General features: G+C 49.1%; 22 protein-coding genes. 12 read left to right on the forward strand and 10 right to left on the reverse strand.

Features of this window, described 5'->3' with window-relative positions; genetic code table 11:
- Nucleotides 1-123: 123 nt before the first annotated feature.
- Nucleotides 124-1,320, forward strand: coding sequence for a dual-specificity RNA methyltransferase RlmN (gene rlmN, locus AC2D8L_RS12155; protein ID WP_484685746.1), 1,197 nt, complete (start codon nucleotides 124-126; stop codon nucleotides 1,318-1,320).
- On the opposite strand, the gene AC2D8L_RS12160 is transcribed toward rlmN, so the two are convergent.
- Nucleotides 1,317-2,204, reverse strand: a complete 888-nt coding sequence (locus tag AC2D8L_RS12160) for a LysR substrate-binding domain-containing protein (protein ID WP_484685747.1) — start codon at nucleotides 2,202-2,204, stop codon at nucleotides 1,317-1,319. The genes rlmN and AC2D8L_RS12160 overlap by 4 nt on opposite strands.
- A 108-nt stretch (nucleotides 2,205-2,312) precedes the next feature.
- On the opposite strand from AC2D8L_RS12160, the gene AC2D8L_RS12165 reads away from it, so the two are divergent.
- The gene (locus tag AC2D8L_RS12165) at nucleotides 2,313-3,014 is read left to right on the forward strand and encodes an SDR family oxidoreductase (RefSeq protein WP_484685748.1); all 702 of its coding nucleotides are present in this window, start codon (nucleotides 2,313-2,315) and stop codon (nucleotides 3,012-3,014) included.
- 9 nt (nucleotides 3,015-3,023) lie between these two features.
- Here the strand turns inward: AC2D8L_RS12165 and AC2D8L_RS12170 are convergent, their stop codons facing one another.
- The 4 genes from AC2D8L_RS12170 to AC2D8L_RS12185 all read right to left on the reverse strand — a co-directional run bounded on the left by AC2D8L_RS12170 (nucleotide 3,024) and on the right by AC2D8L_RS12185 (nucleotide 6,222).
- The gene (locus tag AC2D8L_RS12170) at nucleotides 3,024-4,028 is read right to left on the reverse strand and encodes a GlxA family transcriptional regulator (RefSeq protein WP_484685749.1); all 1,005 of its coding nucleotides are present in this window, start codon (nucleotides 4,026-4,028) and stop codon (nucleotides 3,024-3,026) included.
- A 1-nt stretch (nucleotide 4,029) separates the two neighbouring features.
- Entirely contained in the window at nucleotides 4,030-4,584 is a 555-nt protein-coding gene (locus AC2D8L_RS12175) for an isochorismatase family protein (protein WP_484685750.1), read from the reverse strand.
- 116 nt (nucleotides 4,585-4,700) lie between these two features.
- Nucleotides 4,701-5,552, reverse strand: coding sequence for a 23S rRNA (adenine(2030)-N(6))-methyltransferase RlmJ (locus AC2D8L_RS12180; RefSeq protein ID WP_484685751.1), 852 nt, complete (start codon nucleotides 5,550-5,552; stop codon nucleotides 4,701-4,703).
- 7 nt (nucleotides 5,553-5,559) lie between these two features.
- Nucleotides 5,560-6,222 carry a LysE family translocator gene (locus AC2D8L_RS12185; protein WP_484685752.1) on the reverse strand — a complete coding sequence of 221 codons (663 nt, stop codon included), beginning with the start codon at nucleotides 6,220-6,222 and terminating at the stop codon, nucleotides 5,560-5,562.
- Between the two features lie 174 nt (nucleotides 6,223-6,396).
- Between AC2D8L_RS12185 and AC2D8L_RS12190 the strand changes: the two genes are divergently transcribed.
- Complete coding sequence (locus AC2D8L_RS12190) at nucleotides 6,397-7,617, forward strand: argininosuccinate synthase (RefSeq protein ID WP_484685753.1); 1,221 nt, start codon at nucleotides 6,397-6,399, stop codon at nucleotides 7,615-7,617.
- 5 nt (nucleotides 7,618-7,622) lie between these two features.
- The gene (locus AC2D8L_RS12195; protein ID WP_484685754.1) at nucleotides 7,623-8,234 is read left to right on the forward strand and encodes a VOC family protein; all 612 of its coding nucleotides are present in this window, start codon (nucleotides 7,623-7,625) and stop codon (nucleotides 8,232-8,234) included.
- Between the two features lie 195 nt (nucleotides 8,235-8,429).
- Here AC2D8L_RS12195 and AC2D8L_RS12200 read toward each other — a convergent pair whose 3' ends face one another.
- Nucleotides 8,430-9,608, reverse strand: a complete 1,179-nt coding sequence (locus AC2D8L_RS12200; RefSeq protein ID WP_484685755.1) for a benzoate/H(+) symporter BenE family transporter — start codon at nucleotides 9,606-9,608, stop codon at nucleotides 8,430-8,432.
- Nucleotides 9,609-9,787: 179 nt separating this feature from the next.
- On the opposite strand from AC2D8L_RS12200, the gene typA reads away from it, so the two are divergent.
- Nucleotides 9,788-11,611 (forward strand): translational GTPase TypA, encoded by a 1,824-nt coding sequence (typA, locus tag AC2D8L_RS12205; protein WP_484685756.1) that lies wholly within the window; start codon nucleotides 9,788-9,790, stop codon nucleotides 11,609-11,611.
- Nucleotides 11,612-11,667: 56 nt separating this feature from the next.
- Here typA and AC2D8L_RS12210 read toward each other — a convergent pair whose 3' ends face one another.
- Nucleotides 11,668-12,111 (reverse strand): hemerythrin domain-containing protein, encoded by a 444-nt coding sequence (locus tag AC2D8L_RS12210; protein WP_484685757.1) that lies wholly within the window; start codon nucleotides 12,109-12,111, stop codon nucleotides 11,668-11,670.
- A gap of 243 nt (nucleotides 12,112-12,354) precedes the next feature.
- Here AC2D8L_RS12210 and ccoN point away from each other — a divergent pair, with 243 nt between their 5' ends.
- Genes ccoN through ccoP form a run of 4 tightly spaced genes read left to right on the forward strand, consistent with a single transcriptional unit; the run spans nucleotide 12,355 to nucleotide 15,766 of the window.
- The gene (ccoN, locus tag AC2D8L_RS12215) at nucleotides 12,355-13,968 is read left to right on the forward strand and encodes a cytochrome-c oxidase, cbb3-type subunit I (RefSeq protein ID WP_484685758.1); all 1,614 of its coding nucleotides are present in this window, start codon (nucleotides 12,355-12,357) and stop codon (nucleotides 13,966-13,968) included.
- Between the two features lie 12 nt (nucleotides 13,969-13,980).
- Nucleotides 13,981-14,712, forward strand: a complete 732-nt coding sequence (gene ccoO, locus AC2D8L_RS12220) for a cytochrome-c oxidase, cbb3-type subunit II (protein ID WP_484685759.1) — start codon at nucleotides 13,981-13,983, stop codon at nucleotides 14,710-14,712.
- A gap of 9 nt (nucleotides 14,713-14,721) precedes the next feature.
- Nucleotides 14,722-14,895 (forward strand): cbb3-type cytochrome c oxidase subunit 3, encoded by a 174-nt coding sequence (locus tag AC2D8L_RS12225; RefSeq protein WP_484685760.1) that lies wholly within the window; start codon nucleotides 14,722-14,724, stop codon nucleotides 14,893-14,895.
- A 4-nt stretch (nucleotides 14,896-14,899) separates the two neighbouring features.
- Nucleotides 14,900-15,766, forward strand: coding sequence for a cytochrome-c oxidase, cbb3-type subunit III (gene ccoP / locus AC2D8L_RS12230; protein WP_484685761.1), 867 nt, complete (start codon nucleotides 14,900-14,902; stop codon nucleotides 15,764-15,766).
- 82 nt (nucleotides 15,767-15,848) lie between these two features.
- Here the strand turns inward: ccoP and AC2D8L_RS12235 are convergent, their stop codons facing one another.
- A complete protein-coding gene (locus AC2D8L_RS12235) occupies nucleotides 15,849-16,427 on the reverse strand; it encodes a flavodoxin family protein (protein WP_484685762.1) in 579 nt (192 codons plus the stop codon).
- Nucleotides 16,428-16,642: 215 nt separating this feature from the next.
- Here AC2D8L_RS12235 and AC2D8L_RS12240 point away from each other — a divergent pair, with 215 nt between their 5' ends.
- Nucleotides 16,643-17,026, forward strand: coding sequence for a winged helix-turn-helix transcriptional regulator (locus AC2D8L_RS12240; RefSeq protein WP_484685763.1), 384 nt, complete (start codon nucleotides 16,643-16,645; stop codon nucleotides 17,024-17,026).
- A 12-nt stretch (nucleotides 17,027-17,038) separates the two neighbouring features.
- Here the strand turns inward: AC2D8L_RS12240 and AC2D8L_RS12245 are convergent, their stop codons facing one another.
- Nucleotides 17,039-17,479 (reverse strand): MarR family winged helix-turn-helix transcriptional regulator, encoded by a 441-nt coding sequence (locus AC2D8L_RS12245; RefSeq protein WP_484685764.1) that lies wholly within the window; start codon nucleotides 17,477-17,479, stop codon nucleotides 17,039-17,041.
- Nucleotides 17,480-17,547: 68 nt separating this feature from the next.
- Here AC2D8L_RS12245 and AC2D8L_RS12250 point away from each other — a divergent pair, with 68 nt between their 5' ends.
- Nucleotides 17,548-18,060 carry a hypothetical protein gene (locus AC2D8L_RS12250; protein WP_484685765.1) on the forward strand — a complete coding sequence of 171 codons (513 nt, stop codon included), beginning with the start codon at nucleotides 17,548-17,550 and terminating at the stop codon, nucleotides 18,058-18,060.
- Nucleotides 18,061-18,067: 7 nt separating this feature from the next.
- Nucleotides 18,068-18,394, forward strand: coding sequence for a hypothetical protein (locus AC2D8L_RS12255; protein ID WP_484685766.1), 327 nt, complete (start codon nucleotides 18,068-18,070; stop codon nucleotides 18,392-18,394).
- Here AC2D8L_RS12255 and AC2D8L_RS12260 read toward each other — a convergent pair.
- Nucleotides 18,391-19,068 (reverse strand): DUF6058 family natural product biosynthesis protein, encoded by a 678-nt coding sequence (locus AC2D8L_RS12260; RefSeq protein WP_484685767.1) that lies wholly within the window; start codon nucleotides 19,066-19,068, stop codon nucleotides 18,391-18,393. The two genes, AC2D8L_RS12255 and AC2D8L_RS12260, sit on opposite strands and share 4 nt — an antisense overlap.
- Nucleotides 19,069-19,111 lie beyond the last annotated feature (43 nt).

A 19,111-nucleotide genomic window follows, 5' to 3' on the forward strand; every position in this document is an offset into this window, starting at 1 on the left:
CCAACTATTGGTAATTCCTTCATCTATGTGATAGGTGAGCCAACTTTATTGTTTCAACGCGCGTTGAGACGTGGCTTTGTGCCCTCATGCATATCGCCCCTTAACGTATTTGGTGATGAAAAAATGGCTGTTACTCTGGATTTGGCTGCTGCAACACCGGCTGTTGCGAAAAAACAATCTTTGATCGGTATGGATCGCGCACAACTGACGGAAGCGCTGGCGACGTTTGGTCTGACCGACAAGCAAATTCGTATGCGCGTTTCACAGTTGTGGAACTGGCTTTATGTCAATGGGGTCAGTGACTTTGATGATATGCTCAATATCTCAAAGGGTTTGCGTGAGCAGCTTAAAGAGAAATTTGTGCTGACACGTCCCGAGATTGTTTCGGAGCAGGTTTCTAGCGACGGCACACGCAAATGGTTGTTCCGGTTCACTGATCCTGAACAGCCCAACATGCCACCGGTGGACGTGGAAACTGTCTATATTCCTGAAGAAGATCGCGGCACGCTTTGCGTTTCCTCTCAGGTTGGTTGCACGCTGACCTGTACATTCTGCCATACGGGCACGCAGAAGTTGGTGCGTAATTTAACCGCTGGCGAAATCGTTTCTCAGGTTTTGATGGCCCGGGAACGGCTGGGCGATTATGCGGGTGGAACACGACCGACTGACGGCGTTGTACCAAAAGAAGGCCTACGCACCGTCACCAACGTGGTGATGATGGGCATGGGCGAGCCGCTTTACAATTACGAGCATGTCAAACAAGCCATGTTGTTGATGTCAGACGGTGATGGTATTTCCCTGTCCAAACGCCGAATCACCTTGTCGACATCTGGTGTTGTTCCGTTCATTGAAAAAGTGGGCGAAGAAACCGGCGTTATGCTTGCAATTTCTTTACATGCGGTGCGCGACGAATTGCGCGACATCTTGGTGCCGATCAACAAGAAATACCCACTTGAGCAATTGCTGCAAGCATGTCGCGATTATCCAGGTCTTTCCAATGCGCGACGCATAACTTTTGAATATGTGATGCTCAAGGGGGTCAACGATTCTATAGCGGATGCGAAAGCATTGGTGAAAATGCTTGATGGTATTCCTGCCAAGATCAATCTTATTCCATTTAATCCTTGGCCGGGTTCTGAATATGAATGTTCAAGCTGGGCGCAGATCGAAAAATTCGCCGACGTTGTCAATATTGCTGGATATGCCAGCCCTGTGCGCACGCCACGCGGACGCGATATATTTGCTGCGTGTGGACAGTTGAAGTCCGAAACAGAACGTATGACGAAAAAAGACCGAGACGCAATTACAGCGGCTCATTAATTTTTCGGTTCTGCTTGTTCCAATATCCAATCGCTAACGGTGCGTACCGCTGAATTTGTTTCATTGCGGCGCGTTATCAGATGAAATTTGCCGTCGGGCTGAAACTCAAACCGCTCTGGCAGGGCAGGCACCAAATTGCGGTTTTTCAATGCGTCTTCGACAAACACTTTTGAAACTAGAACCACACCTAAACCATTGATTGCAGCTTCAATTGCATTGTTGGCCTGACCGAAATCAACTGTTGATTTGGGCAATTCAATATCAAATGCTGCGCTCCATTTCATCCAAAGTTTTCGGTTGTCATCGATAAGTGGGATGCGCTCCAAAATGGCAAGCGGCTCCGCCGTTTTGTCCACGTTATCTGGGCTTGCAACTGCAATCACTGAATTTTTTAGAATCGGTCGGGCTTCCAATCCTGGTGTTGGTTTGCCATTCCAGCGTATTGCGATATCTGCGGCCCCTTCGCCAACAAAGCGACGTAATTGTTCTGTTGTGTCGATAGAGATTAAAATGTTCGCATGATGTTTATAGAAACTAACCAATCTCGGCATTAGCCAGCGACTGGCGATTGATGGGACTGTGCTGATCACAACATGTTTTCGGCTTGTTTCAAGTGTGTCCTCAAGTTGGGACGTCGCTTGTGAAATAGTATCAAGGGCTGGTTGGATCTGTTTGAGATAATTCGTGCAAGCAGGAGTGGGCCGCAAGCCCCGCGCCCAACGCTCGAATAGTTTGAATTTTATCTGTGCTTCATACTGGCGAACCTGTTGCGCCACCGCGCCTTGAGTGACGCCCATATGGTCCGCCGCGGCTCGAAAACTGCCAAACCGCGCTGTATTGCGGATTGCGTCTAGGGTTAGAATGCTAGGTGCTTTTGTTTTCACTCATTTACCCGATAGATTTTCTATTACCTTAGCATAAAATAATTGATTTGTTGAAGGCAATTATTGCTGACAAACGGGGAGGGAAACTGCTTGAAGGCGAGAATTGACATGAAACTAAGAGTTGCACTTATCGTTGGCGGTGGCAGTGGCATGGGCGCTGATGCTGCGCGGCATTTGGCAAAGTGTGGGTATAAAGTGGGCATTCTGTCTTCGTCAGGTAAAGGCGAAGAGTTAGCGGATGAATTGCTCGGCATTGGCGTAACTGGCAGCAATCAGAATGTAGCGGACCTGAAGATACTTGTTGACCGTGCCATGGAGCAATGGGGCCAGATTGACTGCGTGATATCGAGTGCCGGGCATGGACCAAAGGGCCTCGTGTTGGAAATCTCGGACGAGGACTGGCATGTTGGCATGGACACCTATTTGATGAATGTGGTGCGCATGGCAAAATTGGTTACACCGATTATGCAAGCGCAAGGTGGCGGGTCATTTGTCAATATTTCAACTTACGCAACTTTTGAACCAGAAGCGTTGTTTCCTACTTCTGGGGTGTTTCGATCGGCTTTGGCTGCATTTACAAAATTGTTTGCCGACAAATATGCGGCACAAAACATTCGCATGAATAATGTGCTGCCCGGTTTCATAGATAGTTTGCCAGAAGCAGAAGATCGTCGTGCACGTATTCCCATGGGCCGCTATGGTCGGGTGGAAGAGATTTCCAATGCAATTGAGTTTTTGGCTTCGGATAAATCGAGCTATATGACAGGACAGAATCTGCGGGTAGATGGTGGCATTACGCGGTCGGTCTAGGTGTTTTTGCTAAGGTTGCGCATTCTGCCACTTCTTTGGCGATAGATCATGATGCTGGTTCCATGCGCGTCTAAAATGTCGTGATGAGGCGAAGCCCAACTCGTCGGACAGGCGTTCTATATGTTTGTCTTCGGCACGAAGGCTGTTTTCCGCAATCGCGATCCTGAGGCCGTTTATATAGTCGGGTACGGACAATCCCGTTTGGGCGTTGAAAAGCCGTGAGAAATGGCGCGGGCTCATATTGGCTGCATCGGCGAGTTGGGTGACGTCCCAGTCAATTGTGGGTGTTTGCCCAATCATATCCTGAATGCGATGAATTGTCGGGTGGAGGTGATCTCTGCCTTTTAACCACGGCGACATTTGCGGATCAGTGCCGTTTCGGCGGGTATAGACCACCAAAAATTTGGCGATTTGCGCGGCGATGGCCAGGCCGATTTTCTCGCCGACGATCTCAAGCATCAGGTCAACACCCGAGGTGATGCCAGCGCTTGCATAGCGGTTACGGTCTTTTGTAAACAGGCAATTATCTTCGATCTTGATGCGGTTGCTGATCGACTTTAACTCATCAAGACTATCGTGGTGGGTCGTGCATTTATAACCGTCAAATAGTCCGGCCTTTGCCGCTAAAAGAGCGCCTGAGCACACTGTAATCAGCATGTGGTTGGGCGTTATCATGGTCTTTAGCCAATTGATGATAGCCTCGTTTTCAGCTTTGATTTCTTTGTCGTCGGGCAGGCCGAGTTGGCCAAGCACGGAGCTCGCGCTGCCAGAGATGATCACCATGGCATCATCTTCAACGTCGACAGGCAATGGGTTGATGTTTGAAACCGGCAGGCCGATCGACGTTTGAATGTCAGGATGATTGCCGACAAAGCTGACGTCGAAATAGGTTTCATCCTGCATGATATTGGCGCGGCGAAAAATTTCGCATGGCCCGGCAAAATCCAGCATCAAGGGAATTGGCCCCAAGATGAAGTAGATTTTGATGATGTTTTTTGCCGGTTGCTTGTTCATGTTAGCCCCTAAAATTCGCAATGGCCTCGTCAACTGACCTAATGGTCGCAAACCTGCCGGACAAAACCGTTTCGGTGCGATGTTTTATTTGGTCAGCGGTTAGAGTGCTGCCATCTGGGTGGATCATATCAAAGGTGAGGGTCGCGTCGGTTACATAGTTGATTTTATAACCAATGTCGGAGCCGTGACGGGTTGTGGTCTCACAACATTGCTCTGAGCGAATGCCACAAATGGTCAGTTCATTGATGCGGTTTTCTTTCAGCCAAATGTCTAGGCTGGTGCCTGCAAATGCACTATGGCGGAATTTTTCAATAATGGTGTCGGGTTTGATGGAGATCGGGTGTAGCGTTTTGACTAAGCCAGAGGCTTTTGAAAACGCGCCTTCGGGTTCCACATGGAAAATTTGCACAATTTTGACGCCAGCGGATGCAGCGCCGTTGATTAGTTTTTGGGTATTTTGAATAAAGGCGGGGACATATTTTTCTTGATAATAGTCGCGATGGGGGAAACTCTCCTGAACATCAACAACGATAAGCGCATGGTGTGAATTGGACATAATAGGCCTTTCCTACATTTTGGTAGGATTGAACTTAAGACCTTTATATCAATGCATATATGCAGACTTCAGACAAATTTAGGACAATTTAGGACAGAAGAAGTAGTGCGAATTATCTAGTCTTCGTTATAAATCCAGCTTACTTCAAATCCGCCTTTGCCCGAAGGGGCCAAAATGGGTTCCAACTCGCTAAGGACCAAGTTCATTTCGTCTTCTAGCGTATAGGGCGGATTAACAACGATCATGCCCGTACCATAAAGGCTTGGCGGATTGGTCGGTTGGTTGATGTTAAACTCGATCCGCAGCATTTTTTTTATGCCAGTATTATAAAGCTGATCGGCAAACACGTCGATTTGCGCCTTATCTTTGATCGGGTACCAAAGCGCATAGGTGCCAGTGTTAAACCGCTTGTGGGCACGGAATAGGCCAGAGCCCAATCTTGTATATTCGTCCGGTTTTTCAAATGGTGGATCAACCAGAATAAGCCCGCGTTTTTCCTTTGGTGGCATATGGGCGACAAGCGCTTGCCAGCCGTCCAGCTCAATCGCCTTAACTTGGATGTCACCTTCAAAATGAGATTTGAGGGTGATCGCGTCTTTGGGGTGTAATTCGGTGGCGGTGAGGCGATCTTGAGGGCGCAAAAGTTTGCGGCTCAAAAGGGGAGAACCGGGATATAGTTTTAAAGTGCCGGAGCTATTGAGGCCTTTAATCACGTCCAAATAGGGTTTGATTAGCGCGTCTAATTCATTGGAGCGGTTTGCATCCATTAGGGCTTGAATGCCCTGCTTCCATTCCGGGGAACGCTGTGCCTCGCTGCCTGCAAGATTATAGAGGCCAATGCCCGCATGGGTATCGAGCACGCGGAAGGCTTTTTCTTTTTTTTGCAAATAGCAAATGATCCGCGTCAAAATGATGTGTTTGATGACGTCGGCGAAATTACCAGCGTGGAAGGCGTGACGATAATTCATTTTTTAATTAGTGCCTAGCTTGAGCGGTGAGAATGATGGCGGCGAAACTGGCAAATACAGCGGCAAAACTGTAGTTGAGCGCACGGCCAATCCATTTGGACTTCGTCAATGTTTCAGACAGCCAATCCGCCGCAAATATCATGCCTGCGGTAATGGGCACAGAAACGAGCACAAAAATCACACCTAATGTGAACAATTTATGGGTGGCAAATGGATCGGTGGCGGTTACGAATTGGGGCAAAAAGGTAATGAAAAACAGTGCCACTTTTGGGTTGATCAAATTGATGGTGATGCCGGTTAGGTAGCTTTTGAAATGGCTGGGCGATTTGGTGCCAGCACTACTGGTCATGGCAAGGTCATTGCCAGCCCTTAAGGCGGAAATTGCGAGCCAAATCAGATAAAGCGCACCAGCGATCTTTAGCGCCAAAAATGCCATAGGTGCCGCCGCGATCAATACCGAAATGCCAAGCGCAACCAATGCTGTGTGCACCAAAATGCCAGTACATGCACCGCCCAATGCAGCTAATCCATGCGAGCGGCCATAATTGAGGGACCGGGACAGAAATAGCGCCATATCCGGGCCCGGCGTTACCGCTAGAACAACGGTTGCGACACCAAATGCGGCGAGCATTGGCCAAGTCGGCATAAACATTGAAATCAAATCTGACATAATAGAATTCCCCATAGAATCCTTCGTGCAAAGTTGGCATAAAACTGAACTTGAATTCGCACATATGATCTTTTGATTGGACGTTTGTCTAGTGAAATGACGTTGCACCAATTGTGCGGTTTGCCATAAGGTGAAGCGAAATCCTTCGAACTCGAGAAAAGAACAGCGTTTTTCATGAGCAAAGACATCAACAAAGTTGTGCTCGCCTATTCTGGCGGGCTTGATACATCCATCATCCTAAAATGGCTCAAAGTCGCCTATGATTGTGAAGTGGTGACGTTCACCGCCGATCTTGGTCAGGGCGAAGAACTTGAACCGGCCCGCAAAAAAGCGGAGCTGATGGGCATTAAAGAAATCTATATTGAAGATGTTCGCGAAGAATTTGTGCGCGACTTTGTATTCCCCATGTTCCGCGCGAACGCTTTGTATGAAGGTGTGTACCTGTTGGGGACGTCGATTGCGCGCCCACTGATTTCCAAGCGGTTGGTTGAAATCGCGCAAGAGGTTGGTGCTGATGCGATTTCGCATGGGGCAACTGGCAAGGGCAATGATCAGGTGCGGTTTGAATTGAGTGCTTATGCGCTAAATCCAAACATTAAAGTGATTGCACCATGGCGTGAATGGGACTTGCAAAGCCGGACAAGTTTGATTGCATTTGCTGAGCAGAACCAGATTCCTGTCCCAAAAGACAAAAGAGGTGAAGCGCCGTTTTCGGTTGATGCAAATCTGTTGCACACTTCGTCTGAAGGCAAAGTGCTTGAGGACCCGGCCGATATTGCGCCTGAATATGTTTATCAACGTACGGTTTCTCCAGAAGATGCGCCAGATAAGCCTGAGATTATCACGGTTGGGTTCGAAAAAGGCGATGCTGTTTCCATCAATGGCGAGGCTATGAGCCCGGCAACATTGCTGACAAAGCTTAATGAGCTTGGCGGCAAGCACGGCATTGGTCGCCTAGATTTGGTCGAGAACCGATTTGTTGGCATGAAGTCCCGGGGTGTTTATGAAACGCCGGGCGGCACAATTTTGTTGTCAGCACACCGCGGTATTGAATCGATTACGTTAGATCGTGGCGCAGCGCACCTCAAAGACGAAATTATGCCCCGATATGCGGAGCTAATTTACAATGGTTTCTGGTATTCGCCGGAGCGTGAAATGCTGCAGGCATTGATTGATAATAGCCAAGAAATGGTGACCGGTGAGGTGACCTTGAAACTTTATAAGGGTAGCGCATCGGTGATCGCGCGTTCTTCGCCTTATTCGCTTTATTCAGAAGACCTTGTGACGTTTGAAGAAGGCTCAGGCACTTATGATCATCAGGATGCGCAAGGCTTTATTCAGTTGAATGCCCTTCGATTGAAAACTTTTGCAGCGCGCAAAAAGATCAAGGTATAGGCCTAATGAAGCTAGATCATTTGGCGCTAGGTGTGAATGATCTGGCAAGCGGGACCAAGGCGCTAAGCGAAATGTTTGGCGTTGAGCCCTTTGGTGGTGGCGAGCATGAATTGTTTGCCACCCACAATAGATTGTGGCGGATCGAAACGCCGACTTATCCGATCTATTTGGAATTGATTGCTGTCAATCCAGATGCGAAGCCGAAGCGGCCTCGTTGGTTTGGGCTAGGTGAGCGTTTTGCAAATGATGACATTAATTTGTTGGGCTATATTGCTAGTACCGATGACATTCAAATTGCAGTCAGTAAGCCACCATATGATATTCTGTCACCGATTGATGTTGCTCGTGGACAATTGTCCTGGAAGTTCGGCATTACCGACGACGGGTCTTTGCCCGCAGATGGCGCATTACCCTATTTGATTGAGTGGCAGGGCGGATTTCATCCGCTAGATGGCGTTGCCGCCCAAGGTTTAGAGCTCGCCAAGCTATCAGGTTCAGCAATTGGTCAATTAAAGGGCGATTGGCCGGTTCCCATTTTTGAAGGCCGCTCAACGTTGGCAATTGAGATTAAAACAGCGGATGGCCGCTCCGTGGAATTTTCGCGCAGCCCACTATAATTCTCTGAAGTCAAAAACGGCAAAAACTACAGGAAACCCAAGGGATTGGTATCTATTTGGTTCTCTTGTCAGAGCGGGTTCACATGTGCAATATCGCGCCGCATCTTTGATGCATTGTGAACTCCCTTGTTGCTCTGTGATGGAATAAGGGGAACTTGCCCCGGAGCATTGCTTCGGGGCCCTTTTCATTTCAAGCTAGGGTTTAGGCAAATATTTTGATGCGGTCAGAATTGCGATGCCTGTCAGTAATCCCCAAAACGCACCTGATATGCCAAAAAAGCTCACCCCAGACGCTGTGATCAAAAAGGTGACGGCAGCGGCATGGCGTTCGCGTTCGGCATTTAGGGCACCAAATGTGGCGGCGGCGAAGGCACCAATGAGGGCAAGGCCGGCAACCGCTTCAACTAAGATGGCGGGCGAAAGCGTGATAAAGGTGATCGCCAATCCGGCAAATAGTCCAAATATTATATAGACCACACCTGTGATAATCGCGGCCCAGTAGCGCTTGCCTTTGTCCGGATGGGCGTCAGGGCTGGCGCACATGGCGGCTGTAATTGCTGCCAAGTTTACCGCATGGCTGCCAAATGGTGCAGCGACGGCCGAGAACAGTCCGGTTGCAGTGAAGAGGGGGCCAGCTGGTGTGTTGTAGTCATTGGCTTTCAGAACAGCCATGCCGGGGATGTTTTGTGAGGCCATTGTGACCAGAAACAGCGGCAGTCCGAGTGAAATGATGGTGGCGAAATCGAAAATAGGCATTGTGAAAACAATATTAGGAGCGAGTGCGTTGGCGAGTTTGCCCATCGTGTCTGCGGGTAGATCGACACCAAAGACAATCACCAATATGAAAGCCAGTAAGGCCGCTGGAACGGCCATGAGTTTATTGAAGAAACCGACCACAAGCCACGCGAGGGCAATCGGTAGGCCCAGCATTGGATCAAAGCCAATCGCTTTGATGGGGGCAAAACATAATGGCATCAAAATGCCAGCCAGCATGGCGTTGGCCAGGGGTACGGGCAATTTTTCGACGGCTCGGCCAAATGGTCTAAATACGCCAGAAATGATAATTAGGACTGCACAAAAGAGGAATGCGCCGATGGCCGCGCTGAATCCGCCGGTTAGCTGATCGGAATTGATCATCAGGGCGGCACCGGGTGTGGACCACGCCACAGAAATCGGCATTTTGCGTTGCAGGCTGAGGATAATGGCGCAAACGCCCATGGCGATGCTCATGACGGTAAGCCCGCTGGCAGCCTGTTCTGGGCTTGCACCAACCGCAAGCAAACCTTGCAACACAATTGCGAACGAGCTGGAAAAGCCGACAAAGCCGGTAATGAGCCCAATAATTAGCGCTTGGGGGGAAAAGTCACGTAGCATTGTTGAAGTCCAAAAGGCGGGGATTTGGCAAGCTTAACTACCCAATTGTAGTTTGCAAGTGCCATATTAAGTAAAAGCCGCGCTTTTCGGGCCCATTTTCCAATTAAAACTTGCCCTTTTGGCCAATCGGCCTTAAAGCGTGCGCGAGAGATGAATTCCCTATAGATTGGAACTTTACAATGGCTTTGCGCAATATCGCCATCATCGCGCACGTTGACCATGGCAAAACAACGCTAATTGACGTGCTGCTGAAACAGTCTGGTTCATTCCGTGACAACCAACGGGTTGAAGAACGGGCAATGGATAGCAATGATCTGGAACGCGAACGTGGGATTACCATTCTTGCGAAGGTGACTTCGGTTGATTGGAAAGACACGCAGATCAATATCGTTGATACACCAGGCCACGCCGACTTTGGTGGCGAGGTTGAGCGGATCCTAAACATGGTGGATGGCGCGATCATTTTGGTCGATGCGGCTGAAGGCCCAATGCCACAAACTAAGTTCGTTTTGGGCAAAGCGCTTAAAATTGGTCTTAAGCCAATTGTTGCGATCAACAAGATCGACAAATCTGATGAGCGCCACGAAGAAGTTCTAGACGAAATTTTCGATTTGTTTGTGTCCTTGGACGCGAATGAAGAACAGCTCGACTTTAAAGTGCTTTATGGTTCTGCCAAGCAAGGTTGGATGGCAGAAGAGCCTACAGGTCCCCAAGAAAGCATGACACCGCTTTTGGACATGGTGCTTGACCATGTGGAAGAACCTCATGTTGAAGAAGGTCCGTTCCGTATGTTGGCGACGACGATCGAATCTAACCCGTTTTTGGGTCGAATTTTGACCGGTCGTGTTTTGTCGGGTTCAGTTAAGCCAAATGATGCCGTACATGCTTTGTCAAACGACGGTAAGATTATCGAGCGTGGCCGTATCTCTAAGGTGTTGAGCTTTAAAGGCCTTGAACGCGAGCCAGTCGAAGAAGCAAATGCAGGCGATATCGTTGCGATTTCTGGTTTGGTGACAGCAACTGTTGCGGATACGATTGCTGCGCCGGGTGTTACCGAAGCCTTGCAAGCGCAGCCTATTGATCCCCCAACATTGTCCATGGCGTTCCGCGTGAATGATGGACCGCTGGCCGGCCAAGAAGGCGATAAAGTGCAATCACGGGTAATTCGTGACCGCTTGTTTGCTGAGGCTGAAGGCAATGTGGCGCTTAAAGTCAAAGATGGCGAAGAAGGCGACGGGGACAGCTATGAAGTGGCTGGCCGTGGCGAATTGCTTTTGTCTGTTTTGATCGAAACAATGCGTCGTGAAGGTTTCGAATTGTGCCTTGGTCGTCCAAAAGTGGTTTATCAAGAAATTGATGGTCAGCGTCATGAACCAATTGAAGAAGTCATCATTGATGTTGATGAAGAATTCTCAGGTCCCGTCGTGCAAAAACTTGCAGAGCGCAAAGGCGATCTGATCGAGATGAAGCCATCTGGTGGCGGACGTACACGGCTTGTGTTCCACGTACCGACACGTGGCTTGATCGGCTATCAACCTGAATTGCTTTCAGACACACGCGGCACCGCAATCTTTAACCGTGTTTTCCATGAATATGCCCCATACCGTGGCAAAATGCAGGGTCGTCGCACGGGCGTTCTGATTTCAAACGGTTCAGGCAAGTCTGTTGCTTTCGCGATGTTCAACCTTGAAGATCGTGGACCGATGATCATCGATCCAGGCGTCGATGTTTACACTGGCATGATTGTTGGCGAACACTCTCGCGGCAATGATTTGGAAGTGAACGTATTGAAAGGCAAGCAGCTCACCAATATGCGTGCTTCTGGCAAGGACGAAGCGGTTAAATTGACGACACCGAAGAAAATGTCTTTGGAGCAGGCTTTGTCTTATATCGCTGACGATGAGTATGTTGAAGTCACGCCAAAGAGCATTCGTATCCGTAAGATCATGCTTGATCCGCATGATCGCAAACGGGCGTCACGGGCAGCGGCTAAAACAGGCTAACTTGCACAAAAGATGACAGAATTTTGAGCGGCGCTGGGTGAAAACTCGGCGCCGTTTTACTTTTTGCGCAATGGTCGCGCGAGCTCTTGCTCAAATGCCATATGGCGGCGCAAGTTTTCAAAGAAGCCGCGTAACATATAGCCGGTCGCATCTGCTGTTTGCACCGGTTGACCCGTGCCATAAGATGCCAACACGTCGCGTACCTCTTCGCCAAAACATAAATCTTCGTGATGTTCGATTTTTAAGCGTTCAAAAATAGCGGTTTGTTCAATCGCATCGGTTTGGTGTTTTGTCAGCGCTGGATAGAGCAACTCTTCTTCATATTGGTGCGCCTTTTTGAGAATTGGCTCAATAGCGCGTGCCGTTGCGACACAGATCTGACGATCTACATTGTCCGGCAGCGCATCGGCGATTTCTTCAAGCCGATCGCACAAGGCGTGTTTGTCATGATGGTTTTTGCGCAATAATGCCAACAAATCATCGGTGCTCGTGTCTGACATTTTTGGGCTCTCTCTCCCTACAAAATGGACGGCTGAAACCCAAATCGAGGTCCTCCATTCAAGCGTCCAATCGTTAGATTTGTCGTGAGGCATTTGGCCACAAGCGACATTGGGCAACCTTGACTTAGATCAACGTGTTCTGTTCCAAACAAAACTAAATTGAAATTTGAGTGCAAAAGGGGCGTGCGCGTAATTGGCCCATTTGCGATTAGGGCTATTTGCGAGAGATATTGCGGGGATTATATGAAAAATTTGGGCTGGACTATCGTCTTGGGGCTAGCGGCCTTACTGGCCGTTTTTGCCGCTGCGTTTGGGCAAGATCAACTTTATCAAACCCATGCGTGGGTTTTGGCAGCAACAACGGGTATTGGCGCGATCATTATGTTGCGTCGTGTGGGGGTTGCTGGAGAGGGTCCCGGTGACAAATCTGGGTACTTGGATGAGCCAATTAAATATGGCGTTATCCTGACCACGTTCTGGGGTTGTGTTGGTTTCTTAGTTGGGGTGGTCGCCGCGTTGCAGCTGGCATTCCCTGAACTTAACATTGAACCCTATCTCAATTTTGGTCGCGTGCGACCTCTACATACCTCAGCGGTTGTGTTCGCTTTTGGCGGCACGGCGTTGATTACATCAAGCCTTTATGTGGTGCAGCGTACGACACAAGCCCGCTTGATATCTGATGGTCTTACTTGGTTTGTTTTCTGGGGCTATCAATTGTTCATCCTTATGGCCGCCACCGGTTATTTGTTGGGCAGTACCCAAGGTCGTGAATATGCAGAACCTGAATGGTATGTCGATATTTGGTTGACCATTGTTTGGGTCGGCTATCTCATCCTGTTTATGGGCACGCTGATCAAGCGTAAAGAGCCTCATATTTATGTGGCCAACTGGTTCTATTTGGCCTTTATCTTCACCATTGCGATGTTGCATGTGGTCAACAATCTCTCTATGCCGGTTTCGCTTCTAGGCTCAAAAAGCTATTCGCTATTTGCCGGTGTGCAAGATGCGCTGACCCAGTGGTGGTATGGACATAATGCGGTTGGATTTTTCCTTACTGCGGGTTTCTTGGGCATGATGTATTATTTCATGCCGAAACAGGCTGAGCGTCCGGTCTATTCTTATCGCTTATCCATCATTCACTTCTGGTCACTGATCTTCATGTATATTTGGGCTGGTCCTCACCACCTTCATTATACGGCGCTGCCAGACTGGGCACAGACTTTGGGTATGGTATTTTCCATTATGCTTTGGATGCCTTCATGGGGCGGTATGATCAACGGGTTGATGACCCTATCTGGCGCATGGGACAAATTGCGGACCGATCCGATTATCCGCATGATGGTGATCGCGGTTGCGTTCTACGGCATGTCCACATTTGAAGGGCCAATGATGTCCATCAAAGCGGTGAACGGTCTCTCTCACTATACAGACTGGACCATTGGCCACGTGCATTCAGGCGCTCTTGGTTGGGTGGGCATGATCAGCTTTGGCATGATCTACTTTTTGGTTCCAAAATTGTGGCACCGCAAGCAACTTTACTCTCTCAGGATGGTCAATTGGCACTTCTGGCTCGCAACGCTTGGCATCGTTGTCTATGCGGCGGTGATGTGGGTTTCTGGCATTACCCAAGGTTTGATGTGGCGCGAATATGACGCGGAAGGTTTCCTTGTTTATTCGTTTGCTGAATCTGTTGCTGCACTGAAACCATATTATGTGCTGCGCGCCATTGGCGGGGCGATGTACCTAGTTGGCGGATTGGTGATGGCTTACAATGTGTGGATGACCATTAAGGGCAAAACACGCAATGAAAAACCCATCGTTGTGGCTCACGCTGTATCAGCACAGCCTGCAGAATAGGGGAGAGATCTAATGGGAATTTTAGACAAACACGGCGTGATCGAGCGTAACGCTACCCTATTATTAGTGGGTGGTCTTGTGGTGGTGTCCATTGGTGGGATCGTTGAAATCGCACCATTGTTCTACCTGGAAAACACAATTGAGAAGGTGGAAGGGATGCGTCCTTATTCACCTCTAGAATTGGCGGGACGTAATATTTACATCCGCGAAGGATGTTATAATTGCCACAGCCAAATGATCCGGCCTTTCCGGGATGAAGTAGAGCGTTATGGTCACTACTCATTGGCGGCGGAAAGCATGTATGACCACCCGTTCCAATGGGGGTCAAAGCGTACCGGTCCTGACCTCGCACGAGTGGGTGACCGCTATTCCAACGAATGGCATGTTCAGCACTTGAAGGACCCGCAATCGGTGGTGCCGGAAAGTATTATGCCTTCATATAGCTTCTTGGCGAAGGCTGAGCTGGGATATGAAAATATTGGTGATCACCTGATCGCCAACCAGCGTGTTGGTGTGCCTTACACCGACGAAATGGTGGCCAATGCCTACGCCGATATGAGCGCACAGGCTAATCCGGATGCGGATTGGGAAGGTGTTGAAACACGTTATCCTAAAGCTGTGTTGGGTGATTTTGATGGCGACCCCACCAAGCTGACCGAAATGGATGCGCTGGTTGCATATATGCAAATGCTGGGCACGCTAGTGGATCTGAGCGCATACAATGCTGAAGCAAACTATCGATAGGAGCTGATTATGATTGACTATAATTCATTTCGGCATTTTGCCGATAGTTGGGGCCTTCTCTACATGTTGGCGGTTTTTATCCTGGTGATTCTATTTATGTTTCGCCCGGGCGCAAAAGATCATGCTGAGACAGCCGCGCAAATCCCCCTAAAAGATGATCGCAGTCCTGCGAGCGAGGAGTAGGTCGATGAGTGACAAAAAAGAAATTGACGATATCTCCGGCGTTGAAACAACCGGGCACGAATGGGACGGCATTAAAGAGCTGAACAACCCATTGCCGCGTTGGTGGCTTTGGACGTGGTATGCGACCATCGCATGGGCAATTGTTTATATGATCTTGTTTCCAGCGATCCCTTTGATAAAAGGCGCAACACCAGGATTGCTTGGTTATTCAAGCCGTGGCGAGTTGGCCAAGGAAGTCGCTGTCGCGACGGAAGCTAAATCAGCGTTCGTGAATAAAATCGAAGCAATGGATGTGGGCGACGTGTTGCTGGACGAGGACCTTCGACGGTTTGCGGTTCAGGGCGGCAAATCTGCCTATAAAGTCTATTGTTCGCAGTGCCATGGAGCTGGCGCGTCTGGTTCTGCGGGTTTCCCAAACTTGAACGATGATGATTGGCTTTGGGGCGGTACAATTGAGGACGTTTACGCGACAATTTCGCACGGTGTTCGGTACGAAGCGGATGACGATACACGCCTTTCTGATATGCCAGCGTTTGGTGAAATTCTAGAAAGCGCAGAAATTCGTGCAACAGCAAACTTTGTGGCAAGCCTTTCGGGGATTGATCATGACAGCGCTCAAGTAAGCGACGGCAAACTATTGTACGAAGAAAACTGTGCTGCTTGTCATGGTGATACTGGTGAAGGCATGAGAGAACTTGGCGGACCAAACCTTAAAGATGCTCTGTGGCTCTATGGCGGTACAACTGAGGAAATTGTCCAGCAGATTGCCGAGCCAAAGCACGGCATGATGCCAGCTTGGAAAGAGCGCTTGGGCGATGCAACGGTTAAACAATTGGCTGTTTACGTCCATTCACTTGGTGGCGGCGAATAGGCAAACGAAATGTTCCTTGGAGGGAACTAAACCCCGGGATTGCTTGAAAAGGCATCCCGGGGTTTTCTGTTTTTTGAGCTTGTTAAGCGGCTTGAGCGCGATCAAACCGATTTGCAAGTGCTGTAACATGTTTGCCTAGAAGCTTGGCGGTCTCTAAGTCCGATTTGGATGGGCCGTCTTCAGGACCCTGATCTGCATTGGATTGGGCCATTGCGCCAAGGGAACTACCAAGCCGATTGATATCGTCAACAGAACCGGTTGATGAATTGTTGCCTGGTGCCAAACCAAGCGGCACCCACAACATGCCGTGTTGCGCAGCAAGGACGGACAATTGCTGCAATGTAGAATGTTTGTCGCCATTTTGGCTGGAAGAGTTGGTGAAGCCCGCGGCGAGTTTGTTGTGCCAACCACGCTCAAACCAAACTTTTGAAGATTTGTCCGCGAACGTTTTGAATTGGGCCGACACGCCGCCCATGTAAGTTGGTGAGCCGAATATTATGGCGTCGGCTGCGGCCAAAATATCCCAATTTTCGTCAACATCATCCACCGGGATCAGATGAACTTCGTCATTTGTGTTGGCCGCTGCGCCATCGCGCACTGCTTCTGCTTGTTTTTGTGTGTGGCCGTAGCCGGAGTGATAAACCACTGCAATTTTTGACATGATAAACTCGTTCGTTGTTGGATCGTGCAATTCAGATGCGTAAGTGCACACCGGCTTGCTTGACAATAAAATGCCTATTGGGATAAAAATCGCAAGAAGGCACTATTTTGTATTGTAGGTACAAAGAAGGTACTAAACCAATTGGTAAAATAGTGTGAGCGTAGGAAAACAGGGCGTTAGTCGCTCTTGAGCCTTGAAATTTTCTGGAGAAAAAAATGTGCGGTCTAGATCACTCAACCGGATTAGGCATACCTGAAGGTTTAACCGAGCAGAATAAAAGTCAGTTATGTCCGGTTGTTTATGCCATTTCTCATTTGGGTGGAAAGTGGAAATTGATTGTAACCCATAGCCTGATAGATGGGCCCCTTAGGTTTGGGGAATTGCGCCGTGCTATCCCTTCGATCACCCAACGCATGCTGACATTGACTCTTCGAGAACTTGAAGAAGACGGCATTGTTCACCGAAAAGTATTTGAGGTGGTGCCGCCCCATGTCGAATATTCCCTGACCGAATTGGGGATGCAGCTGGAGCCGGTTATGGACAGTTTGCGTGATTGGGGTCGAGCTAACCTCGTCGCAAAGTCAGCGGCCACAGCATAGGTACCGGCTGATTTATTCTACATCGGCGATTTTGCGTAGGCTTTCGCGTAAGTTTTTGAATTCACCTTCGCCAAGTCGTTTTTGATATCTAACTTCTATATCACGCTTTATTTGATTGGCAGCCGCAAATGCCCCCAATCCAACTTCAGTGAACCGAACGATTTTTGCCCGTTTGTCTGTTGGGTCAGGAACGCGCTCAATCACCCCGTCGCTTTCTAGCTTATCGAGTAATTGCTGAACAGCTTGTTTGGACATGAGCAAGTTGGCTTGCAGCTTGGACTGGTTGATACCGTTTGGCCCAATATGCATTGTCACCGCGCCGGGTGCGCCTGCGTACCAAGCATAGCCGCGGGCCACCATCTCATCAGTTAGATGTTGTTTCCAACTTTTGGCGGCCTGCCAAAGGTCAAGGCCGATATGGTCGATTAGGTCCACACGGGTTTCATTGGTCAAGATGCTTGACTTTCCTATTTCTTCGATATAGTCAAGAAACTAGACTATATTGTGCGTTGGAGCAAGAGATGGATCGACGGAAGGCAATTGGAATGAGCAGTGCTGTCTTTGCATGCCTGTTCTCTGAGCCCACTTTGGGGATGAAAATGCCAAGCACATTTGAAACTGACGGCTGTCGATTTGAATGGTGGCGGTCTGGTGGGCAAGTCAAATGCACATTTGTGGCGCCAGCTCCGGGTTGGATCGCCATCGGCTTTGGCCCAACCACACAATTGGAAGGCACCAGGTTTTTAATGATCGATGCGCACACCAATAGGCATCAATACGAAGAACGGGTCGCGACAGGTGCGGGACATAAAGCGGTTGATGAATTGGGTGTCAGTCCATGTTTTTCAGGGATTAGTGCCGGTCACTCAAAAGGGGAAACGTGGGCATCCCTTTCAATTCCCCAATTCGTAAAAGCCCCATTTCCGTTGACACTAGAAACGAACAGCGAAGCCAACTTGATGCTGGCTTGGTCCCAGTCGACCGACTTTACTCATCACAGCGCCTGGCGGCGTCATTTTCAAATTCAAATATAGGTAAAACATGTCACAGCAAATATTAGGGTCAGAAACAATTCGCGTGCTGCTTACAGGAAACAGCGTCTATTTGCGTACGATGGAAGGGGCTGAGGGCAACGTTTATTATCACCCGTCGGGCACCGCCTACATGCAACATTTTGAACATGGGCTTTTGACGGGGCCATGGCAGCTTAACGAGGGCGGATATAGCGTCGTTTGGGACAAGTTGGGCGAAGTCATTTGGTCATTACACTACACGCCGGGCGAGATCGCATATCATGACAAGTCTGGCGAAAAACGCGCCACAGTGATCAAAATTATTGCAGGTGACGCGGATAAGCTTTCTGGTTAGGCCGCAACGGCAAAATAGTTGGCCCTCACATCGATTATACAGCGCTGGCGCGAAGACTGCGCGACTTCGTGCGGTGCAAAATCCGCTTCAACCTGATCCAATTGGGCAACTGCTCCTTTAAGCAGAATCCCGATGTCCTCGGGAATTGCGCCGGGGCCATGTTGGTCCGTTATTCGGTCGATTAATCGCACATAGAACTGCTTATGAAATATGGCGTCTGGCAACCCAGTGCGGGTGCAAATGCCATATGTCCCATCCAGAAAGTGCCGCCAAGTGTCGTCGGTTTGATGTTCGTCGAATGCAATGAGAAGCTCAGGGTATGTTGCGACGATGCTTTGTCCCCACGAGCTGTTGGCCAACGTCGCCTTGGTCGCATTGAATTGTGTGGCGAACGCTTTCTTGGCGTCGCTCTCAGTTGAAATATTTTCATTGTGCAAAAGCGCCAGCCAATTAAGGGCCTTTCGGGGGTAAAATTGCAACGTCTGCTGTTCGGAGTGGGCGCCGATATATGATGTCACGTCTAAATTCGCATTTAGGTGATAGGAGGCGTTTGGTGCAACTTTGCGTTTCTGCAATTGCGCCAGCTCGTCCGGAGATTTGCCAGCAAGTCGGCAAAATTCGTCCGTTTCGTAAAAGTTCGAAAACAGGTAGGGCAACAACATGTTTGGTCTCATTCATTTATCAACAGCGTAACTTTTATCACAAATAAACTAGAAG

Source organism: Maritalea sp. YIW29 (assembly GCF_057219265.1).